Origin of the sequence: Loktanella sp. R86503 (assembly GCF_042466455.1) — a bacterium.
GTDB lineage: Bacteria > Pseudomonadota > Alphaproteobacteria > Rhodobacterales > Rhodobacteraceae > Loktanella.
In genome coordinates this window covers 1,196,211-1,209,655 of sequence record NZ_JAXHCI010000002.1, presented here as the reverse complement: position 1 = coordinate 1,209,655, position 13,445 = coordinate 1,196,211, and the positions used below count along the sequence as shown (strand labels likewise).

11 protein-coding genes are annotated in these 13,445 nt (G+C 61.5%); 3 read left to right on the top strand and 8 right to left on the bottom strand.

What is annotated here, in order from left to right; genetic code table 11:
• Position 1: 1 nt before the first annotated feature.
• The 8 genes from glmM to SJY10_RS06830 form a co-directional block, all read right to left on the bottom strand.
• Positions 2-1,345, bottom strand: a complete 1,344-nt coding sequence (glmM, locus tag SJY10_RS06865; RefSeq protein ID WP_386680881.1) for a phosphoglucosamine mutase — start codon at positions 1,343-1,345, stop codon at positions 2-4.
• Positions 1,345-2,352 carry a dihydropteroate synthase gene (gene folP / locus SJY10_RS06860; RefSeq protein WP_386680879.1) on the bottom strand — a complete coding sequence of 336 codons (1,008 nt, stop codon included), beginning with the start codon at positions 2,350-2,352 and terminating at the stop codon, positions 1,345-1,347. Before folP ends, glmM begins: the two co-directional genes overlap by 1 nt.
• Positions 2,349-3,272, bottom strand: coding sequence for a dihydroneopterin aldolase (locus SJY10_RS06855; RefSeq protein ID WP_386680877.1), 924 nt, complete (start codon positions 3,270-3,272; stop codon positions 2,349-2,351). The genes folP and SJY10_RS06855 overlap by 4 nt, the downstream gene beginning before the upstream one ends.
• 66 nt (positions 3,273-3,338) lie before the next feature.
• Positions 3,339-4,013, bottom strand: coding sequence for a cell wall hydrolase (locus SJY10_RS06850; protein WP_386680875.1), 675 nt, complete (start codon positions 4,011-4,013; stop codon positions 3,339-3,341).
• Between the two features lie 138 nt (positions 4,014-4,151).
• A complete protein-coding gene (locus tag SJY10_RS06845) occupies positions 4,152-6,686 on the bottom strand; it encodes a putative PEP-binding protein (RefSeq protein WP_386684555.1) in 2,535 nt (844 codons plus the stop codon).
• A 139-nt stretch (positions 6,687-6,825) separates the two neighbouring features.
• The gene (glyS, locus tag SJY10_RS06840) at positions 6,826-8,874 is read right to left on the bottom strand and encodes a glycine--tRNA ligase subunit beta (RefSeq protein ID WP_386680873.1); all 2,049 of its coding nucleotides are present in this window, start codon (positions 8,872-8,874) and stop codon (positions 6,826-6,828) included.
• A complete protein-coding gene (locus SJY10_RS06835) occupies positions 8,874-9,401 on the bottom strand; it encodes a DUF6446 family protein (protein WP_386680871.1) in 528 nt (175 codons plus the stop codon). The genes glyS and SJY10_RS06835 overlap by 1 nt, the downstream gene beginning before the upstream one ends.
• Positions 9,398-10,318, bottom strand: coding sequence for a glycine--tRNA ligase subunit alpha (locus tag SJY10_RS06830; protein WP_386680869.1), 921 nt, complete (start codon positions 10,316-10,318; stop codon positions 9,398-9,400). The genes SJY10_RS06835 and SJY10_RS06830 overlap by 4 nt, the downstream gene beginning before the upstream one ends.
• Positions 10,319-10,489: 171 nt before the next feature.
• On the opposite strand from SJY10_RS06830, the gene SJY10_RS06825 reads away from it, so the two are divergent.
• The 3 genes from SJY10_RS06825 (at position 10,490) to SJY10_RS06815 (ending at position 13,423) form a co-directional block, all read left to right on the top strand.
• A complete protein-coding gene (locus SJY10_RS06825; protein WP_386680867.1) occupies positions 10,490-12,265 on the top strand; it encodes a trypsin-like peptidase domain-containing protein in 1,776 nt (591 codons plus the stop codon).
• Between the two features lie 98 nt (positions 12,266-12,363).
• Complete coding sequence (locus tag SJY10_RS06820) at positions 12,364-12,816, top strand: PACE efflux transporter (protein WP_386680865.1); 453 nt, start codon at positions 12,364-12,366, stop codon at positions 12,814-12,816.
• 124 nt (positions 12,817-12,940) lie between these two features.
• Positions 12,941-13,423 (top strand): hypothetical protein, encoded by a 483-nt coding sequence (locus tag SJY10_RS06815; RefSeq protein WP_386680863.1) that lies wholly within the window; start codon positions 12,941-12,943, stop codon positions 13,421-13,423.
• Positions 13,424-13,445: the final 22 nt, after the last annotated feature.

Below are 13,445 nucleotides of genomic sequence, written 5' to 3'. Positions count from 1 at the left end.
CTCATCCCGCCCTTGTCACTTGATCGACAATCCCGTCCACGACCTGCAGCAGCAGATCCGGGTCCTCACACTCAGCCATGACGCGGATCAGCGGCTCGGTGCCGGATTTGCGGATCAGTAGCCGTCCTTTACCGGTCAATTGCACCTCGGCCGCCGCGATGCAGTCCTGTACCGCCTGCGCCGCCAAAGGATCGCTTCCAGCGGTATAGCGCACGTTTTTCAGCAGTTGCGGCACGGTATCAAAGCTTTGGGTCAGGCTTGACGCAGGTTGCCCCGTCTCGATCATCGCGGCCAGAAACTGCAGACCGGCCAGCAAACCATCGCCCGTGGTGGCGTAATCGGTCATCACAATATGACCGGACTGTTCACCGCCCAGGTTGTGGCCTGACCTGCGCATGGCTTCGACGACATAGCGATCGCCGACCCCCGTGCGTTCCAACCGCAGACCCTGCGCCTCCAGATAGCGTTCCAGCCCTAAGTTCGACATCACGGTCGCCACCAGCGTGCCGTTCGCCAGCTTGCCCGCCTGCGCCCAGCGATGCGCCATCAGCGCCATCAACTGGTCGCCATCAGCGACGCGGCCCGTCTCGTCCAGGATCATGACCCGGTCTGCGTCGCCGTCCAGACAGATGCCGACATCCGCACCGTGGCTGATAATCGCCTTGGCAGCCGCAGAGGTATCGGTAGAGCCGCAACCGTCATTAATATTGAACCCGTTAGGCGCGGTGCCCACGGGGATCACCGTCGCCCCAAGCTCCCACAGCACCTCTGGTGCAACCTTGTAGCCCGCGCCGTTGGCGCAATCGATCACGACCTTCAGGCCATCCAGCCGCATACCCGCCGGGAAAATCGCCTTGAGCCGTTCGGCATAGCGGAAACGGCCATCGTCGATCCGCTTGGCGCGGCCGATATTGTTCGCCTGCGCAGGCTCCACCCCGTCAAAAACCAAACGGGTGATTTCCTCTTCTGCGGCGTCCGATAGTTTGAACCCGTCAGGGCCAAAAAACTTGATGCCGTTGTCGTGATGCGGGTTGTGGCTGGCAGAGATCATAATCCCCATATCCGCCCGCATGGAACTGGTCAGCAGCCCCACTGCAGGCGTCGGCACAGGTCCCAGCAGCAACACGTTCATGCCCGTGCTGGTCAGCCCCGCCGTCAGCGCGTTTTCAAACATATAGCCCGACAGACGCGTATCCTTGCCGATCACGACGCGGTGCCCGTTGGACCCGTCATTGCGGAAATAGCGCCCCGCAGCAGCGCCGATGCGCAAGGCCATATCGGCGGTCATGGGATAGGCATTGGCTTTGCCGCGAATGCCATCGGTTCCGAAAATCTTGTCCGCCATCAATCCTGTCCTCGTAAAGCGCGGGCCATCTCGCAGGCCGCTTTTGCCTCTTTTGTATCGTGCACACGGTGGATTTGCACCCCTTGCGCCACACCGGCCAATGTCACCGCAACCGAACCCGCCATCCGGTCCGCCGCCGCCTGTGCCCCCGTGATCGTGCCGATGAACCGCTTGCGCGACGCGCCCAGCAGAACCGGACAGCCCAAGGCGTGAAACAGCGACAGCCGGCGCAGCAGGGCCAGGTTGTGGTCTTGTGTTTTGCCAAAGCCGATACCGGGATCAACGATGATGCGGTCCCGGGATATACCTGCCGCCTCTGCCACGGCGATGCGATCGGCAAGGTAATCGAACACGTCCAGCAGCACGTTTTCATACTGCGGGTCAGCCTGCATCGTTTCAGGATCACCCTTCGCATGCATAAGGCAGATCGGTTTTCCACTGGCCGCGGCGGTTTGCGCCATATGGGGATCCCAGGTCATGGCAGACACATCATTGATCAGATCTGCCCCCTGCGCGACCGCCGCCTGCGCAACCTCGCTTTTGCGGGTATCGATCGAGATGGCGACATCGCTTTGACCGCGCAGGGCGGCGATCACCGGCACCGTGCGGGCAAGCTCCTCGGCATCCGGCACCAGTGCTGCGCCGGGCCGCGTGCTTTCGCCGCCGATGTCGATAATGCTGGCACCATCCGCCTTCATGGCCGCCGCCTGCGCCAGCGCGGCACCGGGCGCGATAAAGGCACCGCCGTCGGAAAAACTGTCCGGGGTGACGTTCAGGATGCCCATGATCTGCACCTGCCCCATATCAAGCCCTGCGACCGGCGCGCGCGGTGCGGTCAGGCGGTGCAGCACGTCCTGCGGTGCCTGTGCGGCGGGGATGATGTACGGCGGCGCGGTGCGGGACAAAACCTCGATCCGGTCGAACCAGCACCAGCCCCCGGCAAGGCCAAGGGCCTGATCGGGACGCGCCGCGTCCAGTTGCGGCAGCGGACGATAATAAAGGGTCATGTCAGGTGCGGCGTATCGACAGCCAACGACCGCGCCGCAACAGGCGCGCCGTCCGGCACATCCGCACCGATCAGCACCAGTTCGGCCGCGTCCATCTGGCCGGCAAACCACGCGACCAGCGCCGCCGCGTCCTGCGATCCGGCCGATGGGCCGTCGACCGCATCAAGCACAATCTTGGACGGTGCCCAGATGCAGGTCTGGCCATTTTTCATGGCCCAATCCAGTTCCGTCCGGCTGCCCACCACGATCAGGCGCGGATCGCGCGCGGCCAGCACCCAGGCGTTCTGTTCGATCGCCAGCAAATCAATCCGCCGCTGCGCAAGCGCATGGCCGGCCTGCGGCGCAGGGCTTGCTGATGCACCGACGCAAACGATCAATGGCGCATCCATCGCAATCGCCTGATCCAGCCAGCTGGTTAGGTGATCTGCGTGCAGCGCCTTTTGTGACAGGAACAGCACGCGCGGATGCGGGGTGGCGGCGTGTTCCTGCCCGGCTGGCCGATCGCCGCCGCGCGCGCGCATGATTTCGACGCCCAGCGAAAACGGACCGCGATCCAGCTTTTCGATCCGGACAAAAACGCGCTCTGCCTGCGGTTCGAGCAAGATGCGTTCCGCAACACGCGCCGCAAGCGTTTCCAGAAGGTTGATCCGCTCTGCCTTCAGCTCTGCGCCGATGGCTTCGGTGACGCGGTCATAGGACAGGATGCGATCGACATCGTCGTCGATGGGGCCGGTCTGCGGCAAGACCTCGACCACGACGTTAAAGCGCACGCGCTGCAGATGGCCGCGTTCTTGCTGGAAGGCACCGATTTCGACTTCGACCACGTAATCGCGCAGGGAAATGCGGTCGTAGGGGATATCGGTGCTTGCCGCAGCCCGTTCAGACGGATGCGCAAAGGCCAGTCGAATGTCGTCGGTCATGCCCTGCAGCCCCGCGTTTTGTCCTCGGGCAGGCATAACGTCAGCGCCGCTTGGTCGCAAGGAAGCTTAGTTCGATGCGCTACGGGTCGACTGCTTGTAAAAGTGATGCGCGCCGATACTTGCCGTGCGCGGAAAGCGGTTGGCCCAGGACGGGTGCACGGCTTTGGTGTGGTAATGCGTAGCACCGGCAGTCAGGCGGCGCGGCAACCCGTCAACCAGCAGCTTTGCCACCTTGCCGACCCGGCCAAAGGCGGCGGCATTGCCGATAGCGTCAGAGTTGTTGTCGCAGGTCCATGTGAACTGGCAGGCAAACTTCTTGCCTGTGCCCTGATGAACGACACCGCAGATCGTGTTGGGGTATTCGGCACTGTCAACGCGGTTCAGGATAACCTCGCCCACGGCAAAAATTCCCTGAAGCGATTCGCCGCGTGCCTCGAAATACAAAGCGTCTGCCAGACATTCCCATTCGGAATTGCCCTTAGGCGTGGTCATGGTGGACAGATAAGCCTCTGTCATGACGGCGTCGCCATCGGCGGGCATGGCGTTGCGGCGCGCGCTTTCCGGCACGGCAGTCAAAGCCGCAAGGCGTGTGTCGGGAACAATTTGCAAAGCCTGACGTTCTTGACCCAGAACCGCACCCAACCGGGCAGTCATCACTTCTTCAGCGGATGCCGGGGCGGCAATCGAAACGCTGGCAAGGGTGATCGCTGCAATCAGCGCGCGGTGCAGGGGATTGGTCATCGTCAAGGCTTTCATTCCGCACGGTCAGCCCCGTGCAGGCCGCGATGACATAGGGAAATTTTTCACGCAGGTCCACCTTTGGGGCTGGCAGATTCCCGCCGCCTCTGTCTTGGCGGGACGAACACCGCCCGATTCACCTTATTTCATAGAGATCGGCGGCATTGTCGCGCGCCGCCCGTCCGCCGGCATCTGCTCTGCCAGCGTGAGCTGAGCGGCGGAAAGCCGCGCAAGTGGCACCCGGAACGGTGAACAGGAGACATAATTAAACTTTTGAGTCCTGCAGAACCCGATCGCGGCCCGCGTTCCCCCGTGTTCCCCGCAAATCGACACCACGACATCGGGCCGCCCTGCCCGCCCGCGCGCCGCACCAATCGCCAGAAGTTCCCCAACACCGTCCAGGTCCAGGGTGTGAAACGGGTCTTCTTCATAGACGCCCTGCTGGACATAGGCCGACATAAAACGCCCCGCATCGTCGCGGGACAAACCATAGGTCATCTGCGTCAAGTCGTTGGTGCCAAATGACAAAAACGATGCATGCTTGACGATATCCTGCGCGCGCAGCGCAGCGCGCGGTGTTTCCACCATAACGCCCAGCTTAAAGGGAAAGGTGACACCGGTTTCGCGCTGCACGGCTGCGGCAATGGCATCGATGCGGCCCTTGATCAGTTCAACCTCGCGCATGGCGCTGATCAGGGGAATCATGATCTCTGGCTGCACGGGCAGCCCGCGCCCTGCGACATCGGCCACCGCCTCAAAGATGGCGCGGGCCTGCATATCATAGATTTCCGGCACGGCGATTCCCTGCCGCACACCGCGCATCCCCAGCATCGGGTTGTATTCCGACAAGGCCTGCACCCTGTCGGTGACGGTGCTGACAGGCATCGCCAGCTGTTCCGCCAAATCGCGCTGGCCGGCTTTGTCGTAGGGCAGAAATTCGTGCAGCGGCATGTCAAACAGGCGAATCGTGACCGGCCGGCCGTCCATGATGCTAAAAAGCTTTGCAAAATCAGCCCGCTGCATCGGCATAAGGCGTTCCAGCACCACACGGCGATCCTCGGCGGTTTCGGCAAAGATCATCTCTCGCATGACGCCAAGGCGGTCGCCTTCAAAGAACATATGCTCTGTCCGGCAAAGCCCGATTCCCTCAGCGGCGAAATTGCTGGCCGTTTGCGCATCGGCAGGCGTGTCGGCATTCGCGCGCACGCCGATATCGCGAAAATCGTCGGCCCAGGCCAGCAAGGTCTGGAATGCATCGTCCAATGTCGCCTCTAGCATGTCGGGCGCACCGGTCAGAACCGTTCCGGTTGTACCATCGACCGTGATGGTGTCGCCGGATGCGAATCGCCGCCCGCCGGGGGCCAGAATTTCCTGCCGCTTGCGATCAATCGTCAGGTCGGACGCGCCTACGACGCAAGGCACGCCAAGACCGCGCCCAATGACAGCGGCATGGCTGGTGATTCCCCCGCGCATGGTCAGCACGGCCTGCGCCGCATGCATGCCGCGAATATCCTCTGGCGTGGTTTCGCGGCGGACTAGAATACAAGGCTCGCCGCGGGCCGCGCTGGCCTGCGCTTCGGCTGCGGTCAGCACGATCCGGCCGGTCGCGGCACCGGGACTGGCACCGATACCGCGAACAATGACGTCGCGCTTGGCGTTCGGATCGACCTGGCGGTGCAGCATTTCAGACAGCGCGTTCGGCGGCACGCGCATGACGGCCTCTTCTCTTGGGATGATCCCATCGACGGCCAGCGCCACCGCGATCTGCACCAGCGCACGGCTGGACCGCTGGATGCGCACGGCATCAAGGATATGCAAAACGTTGTCTTCCAACGTAAATTCGATCTGCATTTCTTCGCGCAGGCGCGATCGGGCAATCGCGCCATACCGGACAAGCGCCGCAAAATTATCCGGACTGATATCTTCCAGCGCGGGACCGCGCGGGTCAGAGGTCAGATAAATTGCGCCTTCGCGGTCATTCAACGCATCGCGTCCCTGACTTTGGCTCAGGTAGCGGCCGATAATCTGCGGCTGCCCGGTCGCAGAACTGACGAATTGAATGACGCCAGAGCCGCTTTCGTCTGCGCCAACCCCCAAGGCCAACGCCTGCACCACAAGACCAAGACCCGCGTCCACGGGGGCACCTTTGGCTTCGCGCAGCAGGCGGGCGCTGGTGCCATCCCAAGCCCGCGCCATGGATCGCAACACCTCTGACAGTTGTACGGCAACGTCTTGCGGAAATGGCTCGTCTGCCTCCACCTCGAAGGTTTCGAGCGCGGCGCGCAGAACGCTGGCATCGGATACATTGGGAAAATCGAACACATCGGGGTCCAGTCGGACCACATGGATGGCATATGATTGCACAAAACGAACATAAAGCGCGGTCGCGGCTGCTTCACCAACGCGCTGGGACAGGGCTGCGTGGCTTTGGTCGTTCATGCCGATATTCAGGATGGCACCCGGCCCGCCCCAGTCGGGGTCTTGCGACGATGGGCGCACGGACAGCAGCGGCGCGGGGCCAAAGGGGGCCAGCATCGCCGCCATATCCGGCATCTGCCCCTTGGCGATCTGCAGGACCGCGTCGAAGGACAGCGCAAGCGTTGTCGGCACGGGCATGCCAAGGCGGATCAGCCGCTGCAGGCATTTCGCGCGCCCGCCGTGAACGGCCGCCGACATAGCTGCGGTTGGCGTGATCAAAGTCACGTCTTTGAAGTCATTTTGCTGCACTGCGGCGATCCTTTGTTCCCGCGCAGCATAGGGCGCGGGGTGATCGCGTGTAAAGAAAAGGTAACGCTGCGCGACTTTGGTCGCAGCGTTACCCTTCGATTTTCGTCAAATCCGCGACCGACAGGCAAATCTGCCGGATCCGCGACAACATGTTCAGACGATTGCGGCGCAAGATCTGGCTTTCCGCATTGACCTGCACATCGGTAAAGAACTGGTCAATCGGGCCGCGCAAGGTGGCCATCGCAGCCATCGCTGCGCCGAAATCCTCTGCCTTCATCGCGGGTGCGATTTGGGCTTCGGCGGTATCCAATGCGGCAAACAATGCCTTTTCCGCAGGCTCTTCGGCGAATTTGATATCCGCGCCATAGGAATATTCAACGCCGTCCTTTTCTTCGGCCTGCGTCAGGATGTTGTTGGCGCGTTTGAAGCCCTGGATCAGGTTTTCACCGTCGTCAGTTTCCAACGTCGCTTGCAACGCCTTTGCCCGCTTGACGAGCAAGGTCAGATCGTCGCTGCCCGGCATCGCGATACAGGCGTCGATGACGTCGTGGCGGATGTTCAGGTCTTTCAGATAGACCTTCAGGCGGTCGTGAAAGAAGGACAGCAGCGATAGCGACCACGAATTTTCGCCGAAAATTCGACCCAATGGCAGGCGCAGGTCGTTTTCCAACACAAGACGAATGACGCCAAGCGCGGCGCGGCGCAGCGCAAAGGGGTCTTTGGACCCTGTCGGCTTTTCGTCGATCGCCCAGAAACCGGTCAGCGTGTCCAGTTTGTCAGCCAGCGCGACGGCGACGGATACGGGCGCGGTGGGCACCATGTCGGACGGGCCTTGCGGCTTCCAATGCGCCTCGGACGCAGCGGCGACAGCCTCGGCGCGGCCAGCGGCCAGCGCATAATAGCGGCCCATAAGTCCTTGAAGTTCGGGGAATTCCCCGACCATTTCGGACCGCAGGTCAGCCTTGGCAATCTGCGCGGCTTCAAACGCCTGATCCGCATCAGCACCGACAACCGGCGCGATGTCACGCGCGAGGGCGGCGATCCGGTCGATCCGGTCGCGCTGGCTGCCCAGCTTGTTGTGGAAGGTAACGTTTGCCAGTCCGTCCAGCCAAGGCTGCATCCCAGCCTTGGCAATACGCAAATCGTTGTCCCAAAAGAACTTTGCATCCGCCAGACGGGCCGACAGCACACGCTGGTTGCCGTTCAGGATCGTCGCGCCATCGTCGGCGGTTTCGATATTGGCCACAGTGATAAAGCGTTCGATCCGGCCCGATTTCGTGTCACGGACGGAAAAGAACTTCTGATGTTCTTTCATCGAGGTTTGCAGAACCTCTGCCGGCAGGTCCAGAAACTGGTCGTCAATCCGCCCCATCAGCACGACGGGCCATTCGACTAGACCTGCGACTTCGGCCAGCAGACCGCGGTCTTCCACGACATCAAGACCATTGGCAAAGGCCTGCGATGTGGCGTCCTGCCAGATCGCATCAGCGCGTTCATCCGCGCGCAGCATAACCTTGGCCCGCTTCAGCTTCGCCTCGTAATCCTCAAAAGAGGTTACAGAAAAGGCGTCTGGCCCCATAAAGCGGTGGCCACGTGTTGTGTTGCCGGCGGCGATGCCGTCGACGTCCATCGGCACGACCTCTGCCCCGTCGTCACCCACAAGGATGCACAGGATCGAATGCAGCGGGCGAACCCAGCGCAGCGTGCCGTTGCCCCAGCGCATCGACTTGGGCCAAGGGAAATTGCGGATCGTTTGTTCCAGCACTTCGGCGATGATGTCAGCGGCCTTGCGGCCCGGCTTGTCGATCACGGCAACGTAGAACGCGCCTTTTTTGTCGTCGTGCTGTTCCAGCTGGTCAAGCGTCAGGCCGGTGGACCGCAGGAACCCTTCAAGCGCCTTTTCCGGCGCGCCAACCTTGGGGCCCTTACGCTCTTCGCGCACGGCGCGGCTTTCTGCGGTCAGATCCTCGATCGACAGCACCAGACGGCGCGGCGTCGCAAAGGCGGCGGCGGCGGCATAGGTCAGGCCAGCCTCGACCAGTCCGTTGGTGACCAGCTTTTGCAGATCGGCAGCGGCTTGCGCCTGCATACGGGCGGGGATTTCTTCAGAGAAGAGTTCAATCAGAAGATCAGGCATCAGCGCGTGCTTTCTGGCGGGGTTGGGCAGCCTTCGGGGGCGGGGTTGCCGTCAAAGACGACCTCTCCGCAGGCGTTGATTTGGTGCCAGGCATAAGCCCGGCCATCGGGATAAACGGCGACGATGCGGTCAATGCCGTATTTGACGTCATGCTGGCCAACAAAGCCGATCGCGACGCCGGCCTGGATATCGTCACCGATCTGGTTCGCATCAAAGCAGTCAAACCAGCCCGGCGCAACGCGGGGCGCAGCCTCGTCCGCGATTTCATAGGTTTCCGTCAACATCGCAAGGCTGGCGGGCATGTCATAGCAGGCGCGATAGCGCAGCGGGCTGCTGTCGCTGTCGATCGCCTTGAAGTTATCGAACGCAATCGGCTCTGCGTTGCCGCTGGTCAGGGACACAAGTTGCACATTTGCGTCCTGCGGGTCGATTTCGACGTAATAGGCGTAGACCTGCAGGTAATACAGGGCGGCACCGGCGATCAGGGCTGTCAACATGATGAAGATAATCCAGATTTTCGCGATCATACCGTGGCACCGCCAGCGGGCGTCTGCACGAAGGCATCGGCGCAGGCCTTGGCCAGATTGCGCACCCGCCCGATATAAGCCTGGCGTTCCGTCACCGAAATTACGCCGCGCGCGTCAAGCAGGTTGAACAGATGGCTGGCCTTGATCGCCTGATCATAGGCCGGATGCGCCATACGGATGGTCTTGCCGGTTTTCGGATCGACCGCGTTCTGTTCCAGAATACGGGCACATTCGGCCTCTGCATCCTTAAAGTGCTGTAGCAGCGTGTCGGTATCGGCCACGTCAAAGTTCCAACGGGCGTATTCCTGTTCCGTCTGCAAAAAGATGTCGCCATAGGTCAGCGGTGTCGGCGCGTCCGGATCGTTGAACGGCATATCCATGACGTGATCGACGCCAAGGACGTACATCGCCAAACGCTCTAGCCCGTAGGTCAATTCGCCCGACACGGGGCTGCAATCATGGCCGCCGACCTGTTGGAAATAGGTGAACTGCGACACTTCCATGCCGTCGCACCAGACTTCCCAGCCAAGGCCCCAGGCACCCAGCGTCGGGGATTCCCAGTCGTCTTCGACAAAGCGCACGTCATGCAGGGCTGCGTCGATACCGATAGCCTTAAGCGAGCCGAGGTACAGATCCTGCAGGTTCGGCGGGCTTGGTTTGATGATGACCTGATATTGGTAATAGTGCTGCAACCGGTTTGGGTTTTCGCCATAGCGCCCGTCGGTCGGCCGGCGGGATGGCTGCACATAGGCGGCGGCCCAAGGCTTTGACCCCAGCGCCCGCAGGGTGGTTGCGGGATGGAAGGTGCCTGCACCGACCTCCATGTCGTATGGCTGCAGCATGGCGCAGCCCTGCGCGGCCCAGTAGGACTGAAGCCGCAGGATGATCTCTTGAAAACTGCGCGGTTGGCCTGACATCTCGCCCTCTTTGCAAAGTCGGTGTTGCATAGGCCGCGCAGGCCAAAGGGTCAATCGTGCCACAGCGCCTTAGTTTGCGCGGGAACACGCCGAATTGTGCTGCAAGCCGGGGCCGGTCTGGTAAAAGCGCGCGCGTATGATGTGTGCGAAGTTGTGAAGGACTGTAAGCAGATGAAACCATTGGCAATCTGGATTGCAGCCGCAGGCTTTGGCCTGACATCGCAAATCGCGCTCGCTCAGGCCCCCGCCGGCACCTATATCCAGCTAGAGGCGCAGCCGACCCAAACGGCCGCCGATACGCGGGTGCGGGTCTATGCCAGCCAGACCGACAACGTCTATGGCTACCGCCTTGGCCGCAGCTGGTTTGCCGTTGTCATGGGCCCCTACGCCGATCGAGAGGCTGCCAATGACGCCCTGCGTGTTCTGCGTCAGATTGGTCTGGCCCCGTCCGATGCCTTTTTGACAAACGGGGAACGCTTTGGCGATCAATACTGGCCCGCCCCGGACGAGGCACGCCCTGTGGTGGCCGCCCCTGCCCCAGAGGTAGAGGCAGAGGCTATCGAGGATACCGGGTCGCAAATCATTGAAGCCGCCCCCGCCGCGCCGGAGCCCGCAGCCCTGCCCGATGAAACTGTGCAAGAGGCCCGCGTATCCGAACAGTCGCTAAGCCAGACGGAAAAGGAACTGCTGCAAACGGCCCTTGGCTGGGCGGGTTTCTATGATGCCGCCGTTGACGGTGCCTTTGGCCGCGGCACCCGCGGCGCAATGGAAGCATGGCAGCTGGCGCAGGGCTTCACCCCGACCGGCGTGCTGACCACGGCGCAGCGCGCGCAATTGGTGGGTGCCTATAACAGCGTACTGGACGGCATGAACCTGCAACTGGTGCGCGACACCGCTGCCGGGGTACAGGTTATGATCCCCACCGGCGTTGTCAGCTTTACCAAATACGAGCCGCCTTTCGCCCGCTTTGGCGCAAAGGGCGATATTCCTGCGCAGGTTTTGCTGATCAGCCAAAGCGGCGATCAGAACCGCCTGTTCGGCCTTTATGAGATCCTTCAGACCCTGGCGATTTTCCCGCCAGAGGGCGAGCGTAGCCGCAAGGATGACAGCTTTGAAATCGCAGGGACAAGCGCAGAGGTGCAGTCCTATGTTTCGGCCCGGCTGCAAGACGGACAGATCAAAGGCTTTGCCCTTGTCTGGCCTGCCGGCGACACCGCCCGCTTTGACCGCATCCGGGACGAGATGAAAGCCAGCTTTACCGCCATCGACGGCGTGCTGGACCCTGCGATTGCAAGCCCTGACGAGGATCAGGCGATTGATCTGGTGGCGGGCCTGCAAATCCGCAAACCAAAGCTGTCGCGGACCGGCTTTTACATTGACGGTCAGGGGCGCGTGCTGACCGATGCGGCGGCCGTGGAATCCTGCACCGACATCAGCATCGACGGCAGCCACCCCGCGACCGTGACGCTGGCGGATGCAGACCTTGGCATTGCCGTGCTGACCCCGGACGAGGCGCTATCGCCCCAATCCATCGCGGCCTTTCAGACACAGGTGCCACGTTTGCAAACCGAAGTCGCCGTTGCCGGATTTCCTTATGGCGGTGTGCTGGTGACGCCGACGCTGACCTTTGGCCGTCTGGCCGATATTCGGGGTCTGAACGGCGAAGAAGATTTAAAGCGTTTGGCCCTGCCCGCCCGCGACGGTGATGCGGGCGGGCCGGTGTTTGACAACGGCGGTGCGGTGCTGGGTATGCTGCTGCCGAAAGGCACGCAGGACGGGCAGGTATTACCGCCTGACGTCAGCTTTATCCTTGACGCGGGCCGCATCGTCACGGCGCTGGCGGATGCAGGGATTGCGGCAGAAACAACCGATACGCTGGCCTTCATGCCGCCCGAAACCCTGACCCTGCGCGCCGCCGAAAGCACGGTGCTGGTCAGCTGCTGGTAGGGTTGAAACTGCACTCGGCTCGGGTCATGTAAGGGGTGAGGACGACCTCTGGAACATGATCATAGCCGGGACGACCCGGCACCTAATCAGAGGGTGTCATGCGCACACTAGCCGACCGTATCCGTCACGCCATCAGCTTCGAGGTACTTGCCCTGCTGCTGATCGTTCCGCTGGCGTCCTTTGTGTTTCACCAGCCCATGCACGATATCGGTGTCATCAGCGTTGTCAGCGCAACGATCGCGATGTTGTGGAATGTCGTCTATAATTTCCTGTTTGATCTGTGGCTCAAGCGAAAGTCTGGCAGCACCCTTAAATCCCGCGGGATGCGGGTGTTGCATGCTGTGCTGTTCGAAGGCGGGCTGCTGGTGGCGCTGATGCCATTTATCGCTTGGTATCTGCAGATTTCGCTGGCGCAGGCCTTTGTGATGGATGTGTCGTTTGCCCTGTTCTACATGGGCTATGCCTACGCTTTTAACTGGGGCTATGACTGGCTCTTTCCCTTGCCCGAATGGAAACAGGCCGCCGCACAGGATGCAGGCGGCGCGTCCTGATCGCAAAACGGTAACATACGTCGCGCAAACGGGAATTTGCGTCAGGGGACTGTTCATTGTGCTGCGGCGGCTCCCCTCCTAGCTGTGTGCTTCGCTATGAAGCCAACAGCAAAGGACCCGATCAATGCTTTTACCCCATGCCTCCTCTCGTATGCAGATCGCTGCATCTGTCATCGCCGCCGGACTGATCGGAGAGGTCACATTCGAACTTTACGCCTGGCTGGTATCGCCGCTGCTGTTTGATGTGATCCTGCAGCCGTCGAACCTCGTGATTGCGCTGACGCAAAAACTGGCGGGTTTGCAGATTTCCCATCTGACCGCGTTCCCGATCCACTTTGTAATCGGTTCCGCCGGGTTTGGCGTAATTGTCTATCTGGTCCGCCTGATGATGCCGGCCCGTGTGTTCCTGACCGGGCTGGTGTCGGGTCTGATCCTGTGGTTCGTTGCCCAAGGCATTCTGGCCCCCTTTATCGGGCGCAGTTTTATGATGGATTTCGGCACCTACACCCAGTCGTCGTTTGTCGGTCACGTCGGGATGACCTTGCTGATGTCTTATCTGCTGGACCGCTTTCTTGCGCCAGTGCCGGCGCGGGTTGTCACCGCCTGATCCCCTGCCCTGCGGCGATCAT